Source organism: Streptomyces roseirectus, from assembly GCF_014489635.1.
GTDB classification, from domain to species: Bacteria; Actinomycetota; Actinomycetes; order Streptomycetales; family Streptomycetaceae; genus Streptomyces; species Streptomyces roseirectus.
Genome location: NZ_CP060828.1, coordinates 2,345,091 through 2,365,015 on the forward strand (window position 1 = coordinate 2,345,091; position 19,925 = coordinate 2,365,015).

A 19,925-nucleotide genomic window follows, 5' to 3' on the forward strand; every position below is an offset into this window, starting at 1 on the left:
GCGGTCAGCCCCACGTCATCTCGCCCTTGGCGACCTTCGCGCCGATCTGCGCGGCGATCAGCATGCCGTGGTCCGGGTAGCGGGCGACGAGCGCGGCGGTGAGGGCGGCGCCGTCGGCGGCCTTGCCCAGCTCCTCCTCGAACGCGACCAGGTACTCACGGGTCGCGGTGATCGCGGACGCGTCGGCGGCGGTGTCCGGGAGGCGGTGGCCGGGGACGACCAGCTCGGGCTCCAGCGCGGCCATCTCGTCCAGCGCCTTGATCCACGCGGCGCGGTCGCCGGGGGTGGGCGTGTCGGCGACCCACACGTGCTCCTGCTGGAAGAGCAGGACCCCGCCGACGATCGCCCTGTGCTCGGCCTGCCACAGGTAGTGCCGGTCGGGCAGCTCCGCCGAGCCGCCCCTCAGCTCGAAACGGTGCCCCTCCAGAACGAGGTCCCCGGTCAGCGGCTCGATCTCCACCAGCCGCGTCGGCAGGTTCGCCCCCAACGCCGCCCACGCCTTCAGCTTGCCCTCGTAGGAGTCCTTGATGTGCTCGATGACCAGCGGCGTCGCCACGAACCTCGCGTCCGGGAAGGCATCCGCGACGACCTCGGCACCGAAGTAGAAGTCGGGGTCGGCATGGCTGACGAACACGGTCGTGAGCGTCTTGCCCGAGTCCAGCACGGCCGCGGCGAGCCGATGCCCGTCCGCCCGCGTGAACGCGGCGTCGACGAGCAGCGCCTCGCTCTCACCGGTGACGAGCGTCGCCGTCTTGTTCTTGCTGCCGGCCGGGAAGTCCAGGTCGAGGACGGTGAATTCCAGGGTGCTCATGGGGGCTCCTTGAGGAGGCTGAGGGGCGACGACAATCCGCCTGACGACACAGTATCTGACTGTACAGATAGTTCGCCTTCGCGCCCCGACCCCCTATCAGTTCAACCCCGCCGCAAACCCCCGCAACTCCCGTACAGCCTCCCGGAGTTCACGGTTCACAACCCGCCCCGCCCGCTTCACGACCCGCCCGGCGACAAGGACGGTGTCCACGTTGTGCGGCCCGGCGGAGGTGACGACGGCGGCGACAGGATCGCGCTCCGCCGTGAGGACGTTGAGGTCATCGAGGCGGAGAAGAACGACGTCGGCCTGCTTGCCGGGCCGCAGGGACCCGGTCCGATCGCCGAGGCCGAGCGCGGTGGCGCCATCGATGGTGGCCATGCGCAGCACATCGGCGACGGTCAGCGGCACCTCGTCGGCCAGCCGGCTGGCCAGCAGCGCCGCGCGCATCACGGAGAACATGTCCCCCGGCGCGGAGGTGACCGTATCGGCGCCGAGACCGGTGACGACGCCCGCACGGCGCAGGCGTCCGGCGACGGGCGAGCGGTTGCCGAGCATCGCCTCGGCACCGGGGGCCGCGCACGCGGTGGCACCGGAGTCGGCGATCAGCTTGAGTTCGCCGTCGTCGAGCGTGTTGCCGTGGACGTAGAGGATCCGCTCACGCAGCAGGCCCGCGTCGCGCAGGGCGGTGACCGGGCGCGACGCGAGGGGCGTCGAGGCGACGTGGAAGGTGACCGGCAGATCCAGTTCGTCGACGGCGCGCCACTCCTCCGTGATCCGCTCGACCGGCGCGAACGACGGCCCGAGCGGCGCGTACGCGAGGGTGACGAGCGCCCGGTCGCTCGCGAGCCGCTGGTTGCGCACCCGGTACAGGTCGTCGAGGCCGTCCCCGCCGGTGACGGGGGTGCCGTAGCCGTAGACCGCGCGCAGCCCGGACTCGATGAGGGCGTCGACGGCCGCGTCGGCGTGCTCCGGGGAGTAGGTGATGTGGGAGTGGTCGAGCTGGGTGGTGATGCCGGAGTCGACGCACTCCAGGGCGGCGGCGAGGGTCGCCGCGTAGACGGCGCCGGGCGTGAACTGGGGTCCGTAGCGGGCGAGTGCGGCGAGGTAGCCGGCGAGGTCGGTGTCGACGGCGGCGCCGCGCAGGGCGGACTGCCACAGGTGGCGGTGGGCGTCGACGAACCCGGGCAGGACGATCCGGTCGGTGGCGTCGATGACGGTGGCCCCCGCGTCCGGGAGCCCCCGGCCGAGGGCGAGGATCCTGCCGTCCTCGATCAGGACGTCCGTGGCGTGCGTGGCGTGGGGGTGCGGCTCGGTGTCGACGACACGGCCGTTGCGGATCAGGATACGGGGATCTGTCACATCGAGAAAGCTACCCTGAAAGGCAACAAGAAAGCTATTCACAAAGCTATCCAGGCAGAGAACAGGGGCGGCCCCGCACCCGGAACCGCCCCGCGTCCCTCACACGTTCCGCCGGTACTGGCCTCCCACCTCGAAGAACGCCTCCGTCACCTGCTGGAGCGTGCACACCCGGGCCGCCTCCATGAGGACGGCGAAGACGTTGCCGTCGCCCACCGCCGCCTCCTTCAGCGCGGCCAGCGCCCGGTCCGCCTCGCTCCGGTGGCGGGCCCGGAAGCCGGTGACCCGCTCCAGCTGGGACCGCTTCTCCTCCTCGGTCGCGCGGGCGAGTTCGACCGGCCCCGGGGCGGCGTCGGCGGCGTGCGGGTTGCGGAAGGTGTTGACGCCGACGATCGGCAGCGTGCCGTCGTGCTTGCGCTGCTCGTAGAGCATCGACTCGTCCTGGATCCGCCCGCGCTGGTAGCCGGTCTCCATCGCGCCCAGCACACCGCCGCGTTCGCTGATCCGCTCGAACTCCTGGAGCACCGCCTCCTCGACGAGGTCGGTCAACTCGTCGATGACGTAGGACCCTTGGAGCGGGTTCTCGTTCATCGCGAGGCCCCACTCGCGGTTGATGATGAGCTGGATCGCGAGCGCCCGGCGCACCGACTCCTCGGTCGGGGTGGTGACGGCCTCGTCGTAGGCGTTGGTGTGGAGGCTGTTGCAGTTGTCGTAGAGGGCGATGAGCGCCTGGAGGGTGGTGCGGATGTCGTTGAAGTCCATCTCCTGGGCGTGCAGGGAGCGTCCGGAGGTCTGGACGTGGTACTTCAGCTTCTGGCTGCGCTCGTTCGCGCCGTACTTCTCCCTCATCGCGACGGCCCAGATGCGGCGGGCGACCCGGCCGAGGACCGCGTACTCGGGGTCCATGCCGTTGGAGAAGAAGAAGGAGAGGTTGGGCGCGAAGTCGTCGATGTGCATACCGCGCGCCAAGTACGCCTCGACGTAGGTGAATCCGTTGGCGAGGGTGAAGGCGAGCTGGCTGATGGGGTTCGCGCCGGCCTCGGCGATGTGGTAGCCGGAGATGGAGACGGAATAGAAGTTGCGGACCTTCTGCTGGATGAACCACTCCTGGATGTCGGCCATCATCCGCAAGGAGAACTCGGTGGAGAACAGGCAGGTGTTCTGCCCCTGGTCCTCCTTGAGGATGTCCGCCTGGACCGTGCCGCGCACGCTCGCCAGCGCCTCGGCGCGCAGCTCCGCCGCCTCCTCCTCGGACGGCTCGCGGCCCTCGGCTTCGCGGAAGGCGTCGATGCGCTGGTCCGTCACGGTGTTGAGGAAGAACGCGAGGACCGTCGGCGCGGGCCCGTTGATCGTCATCGACACGGAGGTGGTGGGCGCGACCAGGTCGAAGCCGTCGTAGAGGGCCTTCATGTCGTCGAGGGTGGCGACGGAGACGCCTGAGGTGCCGACCTTGCCGTAGATGTCGGGGCGTTCGTCGGGGTCGCGGCCGTAGAGGGTCACCGAGTCGAAGGCCGTGGACAGGCGGGTCGCGGGCTGGCCCTCGGAGAGGAGCTTGAAGCGCCGGTTGGTGCGGAAGGGGTCGCCCTCGCCGGCGAACATGCGGGCCGGGTCCTCGCCGTCCCGCTTGAAGGGGAACACCCCCGCCGTGAAGGGGAAGTGGCCGGGCAGGTTCTCGCGGCGCCAGTAGGTCACCAGCTCGCCGTGGTCGGTGGACCGGGGCAGGGCGACGCGCGGGACGCGGTTGCCGGAGAGGGATTCGCGGGTCAGCCTGGTGCGGATCTCCTTGCCGCGCACGGTGACGACCTGCTCGTCCCCGGAGTACGAGGCGACCACGGCAGGCCAGTTCGCGATCTGGTCGGCGGTCTCGGCGGGGAGGGCGCGACGGGCCTCGGTGGTGAGCGCGCGCACGTTCGCGGCGTCGGAACCCGCCCGCTCCAGCTCCTCCTCGACGGCTTCGAGCCGCTGCAACCGGCGTGCGGCGTCCGCGAGTTGGACCGTGCGGGCGTGGTAGGCGCGGACGGTGTCGGTGATCTCGGCGAGGTAGCGGACGCGGTCGGCGGGGACGACCTGGCGGATGCCGGAGGAGTGCCGGACGGCGACGGGGGCCAGGACACCCTCCGTGACGGGCAGCCCCTTGTCCGCGAGGACCGACCTCAAGTGCTGGTAGAGCGCGGTGACTCCGTCGTCGTTGAAGGTCGCGGCGCTCGTGCCGTACACCGGCATGTCCTCGGGCCGCTGCCCGAACGCCTCCCGGTTGCGGACCAGTTGGCGGCCCACGTCACGCAACGCGTCCTTCGCGCCCCGGCGTTCGAACTTGTTGATGGCGACCGTGTCCGCGAAGTCGAGCATGTCGATCTTCTCCAGCTGCGAGGCCGCGCCGAACTCCGGTGTCATCACGTACAGCGAGGTGTCGACGAACGGCACGATCGCCGCGTCGCCCTGCCCGATGCCGGGCGTCTCGACGATGACCAGGTCGAACCCGGCGGCCTTCACGACCCCGATGACGTCGGCCAGGTGCGCGGGCAGTTCATGGCTGCCTCGGGTGGCGAGGGAGCGGAAGAACACCCGGTTGCCGTCGAGGGAGTTCATCCGGATCCGGTCGCCGAGCAGGGCCCCTCCCCCGCGCCGCCGGGTCGGGTCGACGGCGATCACCGCGATCCGCAGCTTGTCCTGCTGGTCGAGCCTGAGACGCCGGACGAGTTCGTCGGTGAGCGAGGACTTGCCCGAGCCGCCGGTGCCGGTGATGCCGAGGACCGGGACCGCGCGCGCCGGTTCGGTGAACTCCCGTGGCAGCTTGCCGAGTTCGGCGCCGGTGATGGCGCGGGCGAGGGCGGAGCGGTCGCCGGCGAGCACGGCGTCGAGGTCGGCCGGACGCTCGTCCCAGAGGTCGGTGTCGCAGGCTGCCACGACCGAGTTGACCATCCCGGCGAGCCCCATCCGCTGCCCGTCCTCCGGGGAGAAGATGGTCACGCCGGACGCGCGCAGCCGGGTGATCTCCTCGGGCACGATGACGCCGCCCCCGCCGCCGACGACCTTCACGTGTCCGGCGCCCCGCTCGCGCAGCGACTCGACCAGGTACTCGAAGTACTCGACGTGGCCGCCCTGGTACGAGGAGACGGCCACCCCGTGCGCGTCCTCCTCCAGGGCCGCGTCCACGACCTCGCGCACCGAGCGGTTGTGCCCGAGGTGGATCACCTCCGCGCCCTGCGACTGGAAGATCCGCCGCATGATGTTGATCGAGGCGTCGTGCCCGTCGAACAGGGCGGAGGCGGTGACGAGCCGGACGGGGTTCCTGGGCCGGTGCAGTGCGCTCATGGGGACCTTCCAACAGCACGCGTCGAGATACTTGGTCGAGATACTTGGACGTCCTACTAAATAAATACTAGGACGTCCAAGTGAATTCGTGGGGTCCGGATCCCCTCAGATCCCCGCCGCGAGCCGCGCGAGCATGTCGTGGGCCGCCACCAGCGACGGTCCGTACCAGGTCAGCGACCGTCCGCTCACCAGCCGTACCGTCCGCCCCGGGAACATCTCGGGCCCGTCCTCCGCCGTGAACACGTACGGCTCGTCGGGCAGCAGCACGGCGTCCGCGCGGATCTCCGCGGCCTCGACGCGCGGATACCGGCCCCGCGCGTCCCCGTCGAACACGTTGGCGAGCCCGGCGCGGCGCAGCAGGTCCCCGGTGAAGGTGGAGCCGCCGACGACCATCCAGGGGTCGCGCCAGACGGGGACGGCGACGGTCGCGGTGACCGGCGCCGGCGCGCCGCCCCACAGCTCCCGCGCCTCGCCGAGCCAGCCGGGCTCCGCCACCCGCAGAGCCTGAGTGAACAGCCGTCCGAGCGAGTCGAGGGCCTGCGGGACCGTCTCCACGACGGTCACCCACACCGGCACGCCCGCCGCCCGCAGCCGGGCCACGTCCAGCTCGCGGTTCTCCTCCTTGTTCGCGATCACCAGGTCCGGCGCGAGCGCGGCGATCGCCGCCCGGTCCGGGTTCTTCGTCCCCCGCACCCGGCTCACCCCGAGGTCCGCCGGATGCGTGCACCAGTCGGTCGCCCCGACGAGGACGCCCGTCCCGGCCAGGGCCTCGGTCAGCGAGGGCACGAGGGAGACGACGCGGCGGGGCGGACGCGGCAGGTGGACCGGGGTTCCCATGTCGTCGTACATCCCGGCACTGTGCCACAGGGGCACGCCGGGATGCCCGCGGGGCGGGTGGGCGGCGGCCGGGGTCCGCCGAGGGGCGTCGGGACAGGGGGCGTCGGGTTGCGGGGCGCCGGGACGGAGGGCGCCGGATTGCGGGCGCTGGGGCAGGGGGCGTCGGGTCGGAAGGCGTCGGATCGCGGGACGTCGGAGCAGAGGGCGTCAGGCGTACGGCTCGCGTTCACGCGCCGCCGTAGGCGACGCCCGCCGTGCGCTCGTCCAGGGCCGTGTCGCCGGAGAGGACGGCGTGGTGGAGCTGGCGCAGGGAGGGGGAGGGTTCGAGGCCCAGTTCGGTGACGAGGGCGCCGCGCAGGCGCTGGTACGCCTCCAGGGCCCGCCAGGCGCCGCCGGAGCGGTGCAGGGCCAGCATGAACTGGGCGCAGAACCGCTCGTGCATGGGGTGACGTGCCGTCAGAACCCGGAGTTCCGGGACGACTTCGGCGTGCCGGCCGAGCCGGATGTCGGCCTCGATGCGCCGCTCCAGCGCGGCCATCCGGTTCTCCTCCAGCCGCAGCACCTCCAGTTCGAGCACGCTGCCCGCGCGGACGTCGACCAGGGCCGGCCCGTGCCACAGGTTGAGGGCGTCGCCGAGGAGGCGGGAGGCGGTGCGGTAGTCGCCGGCGTCGTAGGCGAAGCGGCCGTCGGCGACCAGCTGCTCGAACTCCTGGACGTCGACCTGGCCGGGCTGCACGCGCAGCAGGTAGCCGCCGAACTGGGTGACGAGGACGTCCTTCGCGCTGCGCGTCGGGTCGCCGGCGAGGCCCGCCGCGATCCTGCGGCGCAGTTGGAGGATGTAGGTCTGGAGGGTCGTCGACGCGCTGCGGGGGATCCGTTCGCCCCAGATCTCCGCCATCAGCGTCGGCACGGTGACGACGTGGTCCGCCTGGAGGGCGAGCAACGCCAGAATCTGCCGGGGTTTGGCCGCGCTGGGAACCACCGAGGTTCCGTGGACGTGCGCGGACAGCGGTCCCAATACCTTGATCTCCATAGCGTGCTCTCCCTTTTCGAGTCGCATCCCCTGGACCCGGGTGTCCCCCACTCGGAGCGTGCTGCGCATGCTCCCATCCGTGGTCGGGGGCGCCCAGTGAGCAACGCACGAGCGCAATCATGAAAAATTCATGGTCGGCCCATGACGCGCACAGCTCCCCCGTCCGGGTCCGGTTCGCCCAGAATCTGACCGCGCACACGCTCGATTCCTCCGGGATTCCGCCGTCTTCGACGACCGGCGGCCGGGAAGCGGTGCGCCCGACGGCTTGCCTCCCGCGCGCCGTGAGCGCCGGTCTGCCTCCGGCGTGAACTGCCGGGCCCTGATGCCGGGTTCCGCCAATCAATCCCCGTTCGGCCAGCCTCCGAAGGGCTGGAACAACGTATATTTCGAACAGTTCCAGCGGTCTTACGAGGAGGCACCGCATGGCCGACCCGTTTCGCCATACGGACACCGGAGCCGGTCACGAGGGGTCGGGCGCGTCCTTAGGCGAGGACGGAAGACGGCGGCCCCGTCCGGACGGGGACATTCCGGCGGCCCACGTCGTGAAGTTCGTCGCCGTCGCCGTGCTGTGCGGCTACTCGGCGGTGCTCGTGCTCAACGTCCTGTGGCACAAGCCGGGGCCGGGGAAGCTGGCGCTGTGCCTGGCGTGTGTGACGGCCCTCGTCGGGGTCCAACTCCTGCACATCACCCCGAAGATGCGGCGCCGGCCGCTGCGCTGGAAGGTGCTCACGCTCGGCGTCCAGACGGTCCTGACGTTCCTGCCGTTCATGTGGTTCGGGGTGACCTGGGCCGGGGTCGGCGGTGTCCTCGGTGCCTCACTGCTGCTCCTGCTGCCCCGTCCGCTGTCCTGGGTCCTGTTCGGACTCGTCGCCGCGGCGATCTGCGCGTACACCGTGCACCTGGGGCTGCCGGTGGTCAGCCAGATCTACACGCCGCTGACCACGGTGCTCACGGGTCTGGTGCTGCACGGGCTGACGCGGCTGACCGATCTCGTGCGTGAAGTCCACGCCACGCGCGCCGAGTTGGCCCGGATGGCGGTCGCGCAGGAGCGGCTGCGGATCTCCCGGGACGTGCACGATCTGCTGGGCTACAGCCTCTCCGCGATCACCCTGAAGTGCGAGTTGATCCACCGGCTGGTGCCGGTGCACCCCGGGCGGGCACTGGACGAGGTCGCGTCCGTCCTCGAAGTGTCCCGGCAGGCCGTCGCGGACGCGCGGCTGGTCGCCCACAGCTACCGGGAGATGTCGCTCGCGGACGAGGCGGAGTCGGCGGCGGCGGTGCTGGCGGCTGCGGATATCCGCACCACGATGGACATCTCCTGCGGACGGCTGCACCCTGCGGTGGACACGGTGCTCGCGACCACGCTGCGCGAGGGTGTCACCAACATCCTGCGCCACAGCAAGGCGCAGACCTGTGAGATCAGGGCCGTGCGCGAAGGGGAGAGCGTGCGGCTCGTGCTCGTGAACGACGGGGTGGGCGGCAAGGACCGGCCGGCCGCCCCGGGCTGCGGGCTCGACAACCTCCGGAGCAGGGTCGACGCGGTCGGGGGGCGACTGACGGCCATGGTCCGGGAGGACGGAAGGTTCCGGCTTGTCGCTAAAGTACCCGTACGGCCGAACTCCTCGGCGGCACCGACCAATGCCGTGCGGGAGATCGCGTAATCGTCACCGCACACGCGGACACGCTTGATCAGGGGGAATCATGCTGTCGGTGAAGATTCTGCTCGCCGAGGACGTCCACATGGTCCGGGGAGCACTGGTGGCCCTGCTGGAACTGGAGCCCGACCTCCAGGTCGTCGCGTCGGTGGACCGCGGCGACCTGATCGTGGAGACGGCGCTGCGCACCCGCCCCGACGTCGCCGTCGTCGACATCGACCTCCCCGGTACGGACGGCATCACGGCCGCCGCCGAGCTGCACGAGCGGCTGCCGGCCTGCCGGGTCCTCATCCTCACCAGCCTCGGGCGGCCCGGCATGGTCCGCCGGGCCCTGTCCGCCCACGTCTGCGGCTTCCTCCTCAAGGACGCGCCCCCCTATCGGCTCGCCCACTCCGTCCGCGCGGTCGCCGCCGGGAAACGCGTCGTCGACCCCCAACTCGCGCTCTCCGCCTGGGAAGCCGCCGAGTCCCCCCTCTCCCCCCGCGAGGCCGAAGTCCTCCGCCTCGCCTCCCGAGGCGCCGACGCCGCCGAGATCGCCGACGCCCTCTACCTGACCAAGGGCACCGTCCGCAACTACCTCACCGCCATCGTCGCCAAACTCAACGCCCGCAACCGCATCGACGCGATCCGCATAGCCCGCGAGGCCGACTGGATCCCGTGACACGCGTCACTGACCGGGGGCCAACGGGGTAGGGGTCGGGGGGAGTTGGGGGTTGGCGAGGATATCGAGGCGCACCGGGGCCAGGGGAGCACCGACACCCGGCGAGCGCCGAGAGCACCGGCCAACTTCCCCGCCCCCAGGGCGCGTTCGAGGGAAGCTGAGGGTCGGGGGAAGCTGAGGGTCGGTGAGGGTATCGAGGCGCACCGGGGCCAGGGGAGCACCGACACCCGGCGAGCGCCGAGAGCACCGGCCAACTTCCCCTCCCCCAGGGCGCGTTCGGAGAAGCTGGGGATCGATGGAGGCGCCGAGGCGCGCCGGGACCCGGAAGACGCCGACGGCCAGCGAACGCCGAAGGCAACGACCAACTCCCCCGACCTCAGGGTGCATTCGGGGAAACTGAGGGCCAGTGGAGGCGTCGAGGCGCGCCGGGGCCCGGAAGACGCCGAGGCACGAACAGGGCCGGGGAAGCACCCCGCCAGCCAGCGAACACCGAGCGCGCAAGCCAACTCCCCTAACCCCAGGGCGCGTTCGGGGAAACTGAGGGCCAGTGGAGGCACCGAGGCGCGCCGGGGCCCGGAAGACGCCGAGGCACGAACAGGGCCGGGGAAGCACCCCGCCAGCCAGCGAACACCGAGCGCGCCAACCAACTCCCCCAACCCCAGGGCGCGTTCGGCGGCCGGCAGGATGCCCCCGTGCCACGCCGGGCGTCTGCCGCCCGGGGTTCTGCGCGTGCCGGGGTCTGCGGTCTCCTGGGCGGCGGTTCCCCACCCGGGGAGGGCGCGGGCCGACGTCGCTCGCGGTGGTGTTGCGCCGGGTGATCCGGACAGGCGGGCCATCGGCCGCCGCCCGGCGCCGGAGCGGCAGTCACCGGACTGCTCGCCCGGCCTCTGCGAGGGCCACTAACCGGCGGCAGCGCCCCGGGGCGATACGCCGGCGGCAGCCCCGGCGGGCCGCTCTGCCGAGTCACCGGATCCGTGCCGATACGCCGCCCGGCGGGACACCACCCCGCGCGCGGCGCAAGCTCCGCTCGGCCGGGCCACGTTCGGCTCTCCGCGAGGCGCTTCCCCACCCGGGCACGGCACCGGCACACGCCCGGGACGACGCCTCCTCGCCCGGCCGCAGTCCCCCGCCCGACGCACCCGCTCCCACCCCACACATCCCCCCGCCCCCGGATACAGCACCCGCCCCCGCCCAGGACAGCACCTCCCCGCCCGGCCGCAGTCCCCCGCCCGACGCACCCGCTCCCACCCCACACATCCCCCCGCCCCCGGATACAGCACCCGCCCCCGCCCCAGACAGCGCCTCCCCACGCCATGCCTCCGCCCCCCATCCATACCTCCTCAGCCTCCCGGTTCCGGCATCCGCCCCGCCCAGAACAACGCCTCCCCTCACCATGCGTCCACCCCCGATCCATACCTCCTCCGTCCCCCTCCTCCGTCCCCCGTCCCCCTCCTGCTTCCCTCGCGCCCTCCGCCCCCCACCCCCCTCACTCCCCCACCCCCGGCTCCCCCGCGTCCAGCGCCGCGAGCACCCCCGCCAACGGAAGTGTGTCCGTGTCGTGGGAGATGGAGAGGCAGTGGGGGCCGGTGGGGCCGGCGAGGCGGCGGAGGAGGGGGGTGAGGATGGGGCGGGGGGCTATTTCGATGATGTGGGTGGGGGCGTGGTGGGCGAGCATGTGGCGGGCGGCGTCGGCGAAGCGGACGGGGGCGGTCATGTGGTGGGCCCAGTAGGAGGTGCCCAAAGGGTCGGTCAGTTGGCGGCCGTAGACCGTGGAGTAGAAGGGGAGTTGGGGACGGGCGCCCGGGGAGCGGCGGGCGGCCGCCGTGAACGGGGGGACGGCCGCCGCCATGAAGGGGGAGTGGAAGGCGTGGTCGACGGGGAGGAGCCGGCTGGAGATGCCGGCGTCCGCGAGGCGGGTGCGGACGCGGGCCAGTCCTTCCAGGTCGCCGGAGAGGACGGTCGCGCGGGCCGCGTTGACGGCGCCGATGGACACACCCGGCTCCACCGCGGCGACCTCCGCGGCCTCGTACGGATCGGCGCAGGTCGCGAGCATGCCCCCGCTGCCCGGAAGACGTTGCATGCACGCGGCCCGCAGGGCGACGAGCCGCGCGGCGTGCCCGAGGGTCAGCGCCTCGGCGACGGTCGCGGCGGCGAACTCCCCGATCCCGTGCCCGAGGACGGCCACGGGCCGCACCCCGGCGTCGAGCAGGGTCCGCGCGAGCGCGTACTCGACGGCGAACAGCGCCGGCTGCGACAGGGCCGTGCGGTCGATGCCGGGGTCCTGCCCGAGGACCAGGTCCGTGACCGAGCGGCCGAGGTAGGGCCACAGCACCTCGTCCACCCAGGTCAGGCTGGACCGGTAGCAGGTGGAGTGCCGGTACAGCCCCCGCGCCATCCCCGGGTACTGGCTGCCCTGCCCCCCGAACACGAACACCGCCCGCACCCGCTGCCCGCCGTCCTCCCCCGCGCGGCGGGCCGCGAGGTGCCGGGCCAGTTCCCGGACCGTCGGGTACATCCACAGGTCCGCGGGACCGACCCCCGGCCCGAACTCGGCCTCGATGTCGCCGTAGAGGCTGAGCCGGGCCACCGAGTCGAGCCCGCAGTCCACGAGCAGCGCGTCCCGGCCCACCTCTCTTCGCGTGTAGTCCGCGATCCGCCCCGTCAGCCAGCCGACGCACTCCCGCTCGTGCCGTTCCCCGCTCAGTACGCGGATCACCCCAGCCCCCCTCCGTCGTCCCGGTTCATCCGGTCAGTGCGGTCGCTCCCACGGCCAGGTCGGTGTCGAGCCGCTGGTGCAGCGGACGGATCCGGCCGCGCAGGAACAGCTCGCGCATCGCGGAGCGCTCCACCTTCCCGCTGGTCGTGCGGCGCACGGTGCCGGGCCGTACCAGCAGCACCCCGCCGACGTGCACGTCGAACTCCTCGGTGAGGCACCGCTCGACCTGCCCGGCGAGCGCCGCGAGGTCGAGGTCGTAGCCGCTGCGGGCGCGCAGTTCCTGCACGACGACGACCCGCTCCCGCTCCCCCGGCACCGCGAACGCCGTCCCCGGCCCGAACAGCGCGTTGACGTGCTGCACGGTCCGCTCCACGTCCTGCGGGTAGAGGTTGCGTCCGGCGACGACGATGACGTCCTTGAGCCGCCCGGTGACATACAGGTGCCCGTCGTCGAGGGTGCCGAGGTCACCGGTGCGCAGGAAGCCGCACTCCCCGTCGGCGGTGCGGGCGTGGAACACGCGGGACGTCTCCCCGAGGTCGCGCCAGTAGCCGCGCGCCACCCCCGCCCCGCGCACCCAGATCTCGCCGATCCGCCCGTCCGGGACCGGCGTGCGGGTCTCGGGGTCGACGATCCGCACCTCGCAGCCGGCCGCCCGCCCGCACGACAGCAGGCGCCGCACCGGCCGCCCCGGACGCGGCTCCTGCCACAGGTGGCGTTCCAGCGCCTCGGCGTCCACGAGCCGTTCGGGCCGGGTGCCCGCGCTGCCGGAGACGAGCAGGGTGGCCTCGGCGAGCCCGTAGCAGGCGGCGAACGCGTCGGCCCTGAACCCGGCGGGGGCGAACCGCTGCGTGAAGTCCCGCAGCGTCTCCGGGCGGACCGGCTCGCCGCCGGAGACGGCCGTCCGCCAGCCGCTCAGGTCGAGGCCCGCGAGCTGGTCGTCCGTGACCCGGCGCAGGCACAGGTCGTAGGCGAAGTCGGGGGCGCCGCTGACGGTGATCCCGTGCCGGGCGACGGCCTCCAGCCAGCGCACCGGGTGGCGGACGAAGGTCTCGGCGGGCAGCATCACCGAGGTGCCGCCCAGCCACAGCGGGTGCAGCAACTGGCCGACCAGGCCCATGTCGTGGTGGAGCGGCAGCCAGCCGCCGACCCGGTCGCCGGGCCGGGTGTCCAGGGCTTCCTGGATCGCGCGCTGGTTGGCTAGCAGGTTCTCGTGGGTGATGACGACGCCGTGCGGGTGCCCGGTGGAGCCGGAGGTGTACTGGAGGTAGGCGACCGTGTCCGGGGTGGTCTGCGGGGGCGTCCACGGCGGGGCGCCCGGGACGGCGTCGGCGGGCAGGCACGGCATGTTGCCGAAGCCGCAGCGGGCCAGCAGCCGGGAGACCTCCGGGGCGAGGGCCGCGTCCGTGAGCGCCACGCACGGCGCGGTGTCCTTCACGATGCCGGTGATGCGCTCCTCGTGGTGCGCGTGGCCGCCGCCGGGCGGGCAGGGCACGGCGATGGCCCCGGCGTACAGGCAGGCCAGGAAGCTGACGGCGAACTGGCGGCGGGAGCGGTGCAGCAGCAGGACGCGTTCGCCGGCCGCGCCCTGGCTCTGCAGCCAGCCGGCGAGCCGGCGGACGGCCGCGTCGAGGGCCCGGTAGGAGACCGGTTTCGGGCGGCCCCGCTCCTCGCTGTCCGGCAGCAGGAGCAGCGCCTCCGCGCCGGGTGTCCGCTCCGCCCTGGCCAGCATGAGTTCGATGAAGTTCCGGTGGCTGGTGGTCAACACGTCCCCCTCACATGTGTTCCCTCGGTCACGGAACGGGCCGGCGGGCCGCGCGGAGGTGGCGTGACCGCCCCGGCCCTCACTCGGCACGCCGCGGTCCGTGTTCCGCGACCTGCCCCGCCGGTTCGCACCGGCGCCGCCATCACCGCGGGCTCGTCCCAGGGCCCTTCTGAGGAGCGGGTGCGCGGACATGACATACATTGCCGCAGTCCGCTCGAACGCCGGTCGTGTGCGGGCCGGGGGAAGGTCGAGCGCGGGGTTGGGGGACGGGAGGGGTGCGCGGGTCACGGGGGCGGGGGCGTGGCCCGTTCCACCGTCAGACGGGTCGTGAGCCGTTCGAGGCGGCGGCGGCCGTCGTCGAAGCGGGTGCTGGACAGGGCGGCGGCACAGGGCTGGGCTGCGTGCCACCACATGAGGCCGAGGTAGGCGCGCGGATCGGTGGTGGAGCGCAGCAGGAGGACGCCGCCGAAGCCGATGTCGTGCATGAACGGGCCGGCGAGGGCGCCGAAGTCGCGTTCGAAGCGCGCGGGGTCGCCGTCCACGGACGCCTCGACGAGGACGGCGTGCGCGGTGTCCGGCAGGGTCGCGGGGGTGCCGAGCAGGCCGACGCCGACGGCCTGGGCCGGTTCGACCGTGGCGAGGGCGCCGAGGCGGCCCTGTTCGGCGCGGGCGCCGCCGTCGTGGAGGGCGGCGAGCAGCGTCGCGGACGAGCCCCAGCAGCTGACGTGCAGATAGCTGCGGGGGCGGTCCAGGGAACGGAGCGTCACCTGGCCCCGGTCGCCGGGGCGGCCCTCCTGCCGCCGGGCGCTGCGTCTCAGCTCGCGTTCAAGGTGCTCCCGGGAGTCCTCGCCGGTCAGCTCGTACCGCCGTACGGCGGCGACGAGGCGCACCGGCTCGCCCTCGGTGTCGGCCCGACGGGGTTCCCGGCTCGCCCCGTTCGCCGTGTCCCGCGCCACAGCGCACCGTCCTTTCGGGGACCTGACGATCTCAGCGGAGTCTCGCCGCGGCGTGCGCGTTCGCGGCATACACGTGACACCTGAGCAAGAAACGCTCGAGCACGGCTAGAGCCCCTGGCGCGGGGCGGTTGAACTGGCGCGAACTTACCCCTGGGGGCCCGTTTCGAGCCGCCATCGAGCAGGCCGGCGCACCCTCCCCCGGACCACCGCCTCCACCCTGAAGGATCCCGCCATGCCCGTCCCCCCGAACCCCACCCCCCACTCCCTGACCAGCCGCCTCCTCCGTTCCGCCTACCACTCCCTAGCCCTATACGGCTGGTTCTGGCTCCCCGGCGTCCCCCCGTCCGACCTCTTCGACCCCCCATACCCCCCGGAATGGAAAACCCCACCCACCCCACCCACCGCCCCCTGAACACTCCGGCCGATTTGCCCCCCACCGCCGGCCTCAACGAGCCACATCGGTGGCGTCCCGCCGAGTGGTGTAACCATGCCCGCCGTGTGGCTCCGCTCAGGGTCGAGACGGCGCCGGCCGACCGGCTCGTGCGGCCGCAACGCGTGCTGCTCGCGGGCGTGAGCACCCCGATCCGGTGCCGAGGCGAACGCGTCGGCCAATTGACCTGCGGAGTCAAGAGCCCTGCGCCGCCACACCACTCGGCGGGACACCAGCGCCACATCCACCGACACGGCCGGAGGCCCGACGCGACTGAAGCGGCCACCGTGGCCACCACGGCCGGAAAAGCTGGCGCGGCCGGGAGGCCGGGAGGCCGGGAAGGCCAGGGAAGGCCAGGGAAGGCCGGGAAGGCCGGGAAGGCTGAACGATCGGCGCGGCTGGCGCGGGCGAAGCGGCCGGCGCGGGCGACGCGGTTGGCATGGCCGACGCGGCCGGCCGGCAGCCGTGGTCGGCGCAGCCGGCGACGAAGGCGTGTCGGTCGCCCCCTGAACGCTCCGGCCGAGGGCCCCGTAGGCCGTGCCCGGCGCAGAGACCGCCGGGAGGAGAACTGGACCCGAGGCACACGGACGCGCTGCGGCCCCCGCCGCGCATGACAGCCGCCCCGAGACAGCCAGGCTTCTCGGCCCGCCCGCGCCCGCCTCCCCACCCGGGTACCTCGCGGGCCGCGCCCCGGCAAGGGGACCGCCGGCGCGCCCCAACGAGCCCTACGGGTGGCCTCCTGCCGGGTGGCGTAGCGATGCGGGGCCGTCAGCCTCCGCCCGGAGCCGAAGCCGCGCCTGCCGGCCTGCCCGCCCGGCCGCGGCATGTGCCGCTCACCGGCGCCGACACCCCGACGCGCCGCGTCGACCCCGCCCCAGCGGGCGTGCCTGCCGAGCCACCGATCTCCGCGCCGGCACACCACCCAGCGGGACGTGCCCCCAGCCCTGCGTCCCCATAAGCCCCACCCTCCAGACACGCAGCCCCGCGCCCCTCGCCCCTCGCCCCGCGCCCCGCGCCCCGCGCCCCGCGCCCCGCGCAGGCGGAAGTGTCGGCGGCGGGGTCACGGCCTGCGGGCCCGCCGACGCCACCCCGGCACGTTCGCGGGTGTACTGACGCCCTCCCCCGGGGCCCTTGGGAGGAGGCCGGGGAGAGGGCGTCCGGGTGGGGTCACGCCTGGTGTTCGGCTATCACCGCCGCGTCCTTCGCGCCGTCGCCCGCGGCGACGACCGCGTGGAAGCGGGCGAGGACCGTGTCGAGGACGGGGAGGGTCAGGCCGGCGGTGTGGGCCGCCGTGGTGGCGATGTCGATGTCCTTCTCCATCAGGTCGGCGCGGAAGAAGGCGGGTTCGTAGCGGTTCTCCTTCATGAGGGCGGCGCGGAACTTCATGACGACGGAGCTGAAGCCGCTGTCCGAGATGGAGGTGATGAGCTGGGTGCGGTCGAGGCCGGAGGCGACGCCGTAGGCGATTGCTTCGGACAGGGCGGCGACCTGGGCGCCGAGCAGGAGGTTGAGGACGAGTTTCATGCTGGTCGCGGTCCCGGGCGGACCGAGGTGGAGAACTTGGGTACCAAGCGCGTCGAGCACGGGGCGGACCTCGGCGAAGTCGTCCTCGTCGCCGGAGACGTAGACGCGCAGGGCGCCCTCGCGGGCCTGGAAGGGGTTGCCGACGACGCACGCCTCGACCCGGCGCAGCCCCTGCGCGGAGAGCCGTCCGGCCGCGTCCCGGGCGTACCCGGGGGAGACGGTCGAGGTGTCGACGACCAGCGCGCCCGGCGCGAGCACCGGCACGACCCGCCCGAACAGCACCTCCTCGACGGCCCGTTCGTCACTGAGGCTCAGCAGGACGACGTGCTGCCCCTCGGCGGCCCCCTCGGGAGAGTCCGCGAGGACGGCCCCCGCCTCCACGAGCGGTTTCGCCTTGGCGGACGTCCGGTTGAAGACGGTGAGCCGGTGGCCCTGGTCGAGGAGCCGGTGCGCCATCCCCCCGCCCATGTTGCCGAGGCCGATGAACGCCAGCTGGTTCATGACTAGCTCCTTCCGGTCGGTACGCGGCGTGTCAGTACGCGGCGTCGACCTCGTACACGGCGAACGGCTTGCCCGCGCGGGTGTCGCGGAACGGCCGCAGCGGCGCCGTGTCCGCGCGGTGCCCGGCGCCCTGTTCCCATTTCTCGAACGCGGCCATGGACTCCCAGCGGCTGACCACCGCGAGCGCGGTCGGATCGGCGGGGCTGCGCAGCAGCTCGTTGCCGAGCATGCCGGGCACCCCCGCGAGCCGTTCGCTCACCAGGTGGTAGGCGGCCCGCACCTCGGCGAGCTGGGCCTCGTCGTACGCGGCCTGGTAGACCATGACCCTGACCTCAGCCGGCACGGCCCGCCGCCTCGCCGACGAGGTGGGTGACCAGCTCCATCGTGTGGAACGAACCCCCCTTGCGGTACGGGTGCAGGGTCGCCCGGTGCGCCAGGTGCTCGGGGCTGTCCTCGAACGCCCGGAAGCGCGGCTCGTCCACCCAGTCGCTGACGATGTAGTAGGTGGACTCCTCGGCGGTGGACCGCGACAGGGACTGCCCGAGGTTGGCGGGGTGCCCGGTGACGGCGTCGGTGCCCTCGTGCCAGGCGCGTTCGAAGGCGGCCTCCTTGCCGGGTTCGATCTCCATGCGCAGCATCACCCGGAACGTCATCAGGAGATCCCCCCGTCGACTCCGATCACGTTGCCGGTCACGTACCGGGACAGGTCGCTGGCCAGCCACAGCACCGCCCCGGCCACCTCCTCCGGCGTGCCGAGCCGCCCGAGCGCCGTCTTCGCGCTGTAGCGCTGGAGCATCAGCGTGCGCTGCTCCTCGGGCAGGTTGTGGAAGTTCTCCGTCTCGATGACGCCGAGCGCGAGGACGTTGAAGCGGATGCCCTTGGGCCCGAACTCCTTGGCCAGCGACCGGTTCAGGCCCACCAGCGCGGCCTTCGTCATCGTGTAGTGGGCCCGCAGCGGGATGCCCGCGTCGATCGACCGGGAGCCGATGCTGACGACGGAGGAGCCCTCCCCGAGGAGCGGCAGCGCGTGCTGGATCACCAGGTGCGCGCCGGTCACGTTGGTCGTGAGGATCCGCTGCCACTCCTCCAGCGGCAGGTCGGCGTACGGGACGTGGCTGATCGTGCCCGCGTTGTTGACGACGAGGTCGAGGCGGCCGTACCGCTCCCGGACCTGCTCCAGCAGGCCCGCGATCTCGGCCGCCTGGGAGAGGTCGGCGCGCAGGACGTGGTGGTCGCCGCCGGTCTCCTTCAGCGCGGCCTCCAGCGAGGCGACGTGCTCGCTGTCGTTCTGGTAGCAGGTGACGACGTCCATGCCGGCGCGGGCCAGCGCGAGGACGATGCCCCGGCCGACCCCGCGGGTGCCGCCGGTGACGAGGGCCTTCTTGCCCCGGAGCGCGAGTTCCATCGGTGTTCCTCCTTGAGCGGTTGGGTCAGAGCAGGACGCCGAGCGCGGCGCAGTTGATCAGCAGCGCGGCGATGGTGAGGAGGCTGCGCCTGCGGTTCCAGGCGCCCCAGTCGTGGCGCGGGTCGCGGTCCGCGAAGTCCGCCGGCAGGTCCTCGGGGTCGAGGGTGCGCATCCAGCGGTTGACGGGGACGTTCTTCGCGACCGAGATGACGGAGGTCGCCGCCGCGAGGACGGCGGCCACCGCGAACGCGGCCCGCGCGACCGGCTCCGGCGCGAGGAACGCCAGAGCCGTGTCGCAGCCGACGGTGCCGACCAGGCAGAGCGGCATCGCCGGGTCGTAGCGCGTCCCGAAGAACGCGTGGGCCTCGACGTACCGGTCGGCGGGCAGCGAGGCGAGGTAGGGGAAACCGCCCAGCTGGGTGCCGAACAGGACGCCCGCCGCGAGGCCGTTCAGCAGCAGGACGAGGGGGACGAGGAGGGTCAGCACACCGGCTCCCTCAGTGGGCGAGGGCGCGGGCCGCGGCCTCGACCTTCTCCTTGATGAGCGCCATCTGGACCTTCGTGTTGCGGTTCAGGTGCGCGGTCATCTGCTCGTCCGTCGCGGGGGCCTGCGGCTTCATGTGGAAGTCCTGCACCCAGCGCATCCGCACCCCGCCGCCGGGCTCCTCGGTGTACTCCCAGTAGATCTTCATGAAGTCGAACGGGCCCGTCTCCACGCGTTCGGCGTGCACGGTGCGGGCCTTGGGGTCGCTGGTGCGCCGGGATACCCAGCTCCAGACGTTGCCGTCCTCGTCCGGGTGCATGGTGAGGCGGAACAGGACGGTGTCGCCGTCGCGCTCCAGGATCTCGGCCTTGGCGTACTCGCTGAACAGGTCGGGCCAGTTGGGCACGTCGTCGGTCATCCGCCACACCAGGTCCATGGGGGCCTGGATGACGATGTGGTTGTCGGTGTGTCCGGCCATG

General features: G+C 72.9%; 16 protein-coding genes. 2 read left to right on the forward strand and 14 right to left on the reverse strand.

What is annotated here, in order from left to right; translation table 11 throughout:
* Positions 1 to 4: 4 nt before the first annotated feature.
* The 5 genes from IAG44_RS09530 to IAG44_RS09550 all read right to left on the reverse strand — a co-directional run bounded on the left by IAG44_RS09530 (position 5) and on the right by IAG44_RS09550 (position 7,352).
* Complete coding sequence (locus IAG44_RS09530; RefSeq protein ID WP_187746698.1) at positions 5 to 811, reverse strand: MBL fold metallo-hydrolase; 807 nt, start codon at positions 809 to 811, stop codon at positions 5 to 7.
* Between the two features lie 96 nt (positions 812 to 907).
* Positions 908 to 2,170, reverse strand: coding sequence for an amidohydrolase family protein (locus IAG44_RS09535; RefSeq protein ID WP_187746699.1), 1,263 nt, complete (start codon positions 2,168 to 2,170; stop codon positions 908 to 910).
* Between the two features lie 99 nt (positions 2,171 to 2,269).
* Positions 2,270 to 5,482, reverse strand: coding sequence for a fused isobutyryl-CoA mutase/GTPase IcmF (icmF, locus tag IAG44_RS09540; RefSeq protein ID WP_187746700.1), 3,213 nt, complete (start codon positions 5,480 to 5,482; stop codon positions 2,270 to 2,272).
* 105 nt (positions 5,483 to 5,587) lie between these two features.
* Positions 5,588 to 6,331, reverse strand: coding sequence for a helical backbone metal receptor (locus IAG44_RS09545; RefSeq protein ID WP_187746701.1), 744 nt, complete (start codon positions 6,329 to 6,331; stop codon positions 5,588 to 5,590).
* Positions 6,332 to 6,545: 214 nt separating this feature from the next.
* Positions 6,546 to 7,352: an AfsR/SARP family transcriptional regulator gene (locus IAG44_RS09550; protein ID WP_187746702.1), complete on the reverse strand. Its 807-nt coding sequence runs from the start codon at positions 7,350 to 7,352 to the stop codon at positions 6,546 to 6,548.
* Positions 7,353 to 7,774: 422 nt separating this feature from the next.
* Between IAG44_RS09550 and IAG44_RS09555 the strand changes: the two genes are divergently transcribed.
* Together IAG44_RS09555 and IAG44_RS09560 are read left to right on the forward strand one after the other, a co-directional pair.
* Positions 7,775 to 9,013, forward strand: coding sequence for a sensor histidine kinase (locus tag IAG44_RS09555; protein WP_246561608.1), 1,239 nt, complete (start codon positions 7,775 to 7,777; stop codon positions 9,011 to 9,013).
* A gap of 40 nt (positions 9,014 to 9,053) precedes the next feature.
* Positions 9,054 to 9,668, forward strand: coding sequence for a response regulator transcription factor (locus IAG44_RS09560; protein WP_187746703.1), 615 nt, complete (start codon positions 9,054 to 9,056; stop codon positions 9,666 to 9,668).
* A gap of 1,486 nt (positions 9,669 to 11,154) precedes the next feature.
* On the opposite strand, the gene IAG44_RS09565 is transcribed toward IAG44_RS09560, so the two are convergent.
* The 9 genes from IAG44_RS09565 to IAG44_RS09605 form a co-directional block, all read right to left on the reverse strand.
* On the reverse strand, positions 11,155 to 12,384 hold the full coding sequence (locus IAG44_RS09565; protein ID WP_187746704.1) for an acyltransferase domain-containing protein: 1,230 nt from the start codon (positions 12,382 to 12,384) through the stop codon (positions 11,155 to 11,157).
* A gap of 25 nt (positions 12,385 to 12,409) precedes the next feature.
* Entirely contained in the window at positions 12,410 to 14,149 is a 1,740-nt protein-coding gene (locus tag IAG44_RS09570; protein WP_425508433.1) for a fatty acyl-AMP ligase, read from the reverse strand.
* Between the two features lie 281 nt (positions 14,150 to 14,430).
* Entirely contained in the window at positions 14,431 to 15,102 is a 672-nt protein-coding gene (locus IAG44_RS09575) for a hypothetical protein (protein ID WP_187746705.1), read from the reverse strand.
* A gap of 1,597 nt (positions 15,103 to 16,699) precedes the next feature.
* Entirely contained in the window at positions 16,700 to 17,557 is an 858-nt protein-coding gene (locus tag IAG44_RS09580; protein WP_187746706.1) for an NAD(P)-dependent oxidoreductase, read from the reverse strand.
* A gap of 31 nt (positions 17,558 to 17,588) precedes the next feature.
* Positions 17,589 to 17,900 (reverse strand): antibiotic biosynthesis monooxygenase family protein, encoded by a 312-nt coding sequence (locus IAG44_RS09585; protein ID WP_187746707.1) that lies wholly within the window; start codon positions 17,898 to 17,900, stop codon positions 17,589 to 17,591.
* Entirely contained in the window at positions 17,890 to 18,210 is a 321-nt protein-coding gene (locus tag IAG44_RS09590; protein ID WP_187746708.1) for an antibiotic biosynthesis monooxygenase family protein, read from the reverse strand. The genes IAG44_RS09585 and IAG44_RS09590 overlap by 11 nt, the downstream gene beginning before the upstream one ends.
* A complete protein-coding gene (locus tag IAG44_RS09595) occupies positions 18,210 to 18,962 on the reverse strand; it encodes an SDR family NAD(P)-dependent oxidoreductase (RefSeq protein ID WP_187746709.1) in 753 nt (250 codons plus the stop codon). Before IAG44_RS09595 ends, IAG44_RS09590 begins: the two co-directional genes overlap by 1 nt.
* A 25-nt stretch (positions 18,963 to 18,987) precedes the next feature.
* Complete coding sequence (locus tag IAG44_RS09600; RefSeq protein ID WP_187746710.1) at positions 18,988 to 19,449, reverse strand: anthrone oxygenase family protein; 462 nt, start codon at positions 19,447 to 19,449, stop codon at positions 18,988 to 18,990.
* A gap of 10 nt (positions 19,450 to 19,459) precedes the next feature.
* A complete protein-coding gene (locus IAG44_RS09605; RefSeq protein WP_187746711.1) occupies positions 19,460 to 19,924 on the reverse strand; it encodes an SRPBCC family protein in 465 nt (154 codons plus the stop codon).
* Position 19,925: the final 1 nt, after the last annotated feature.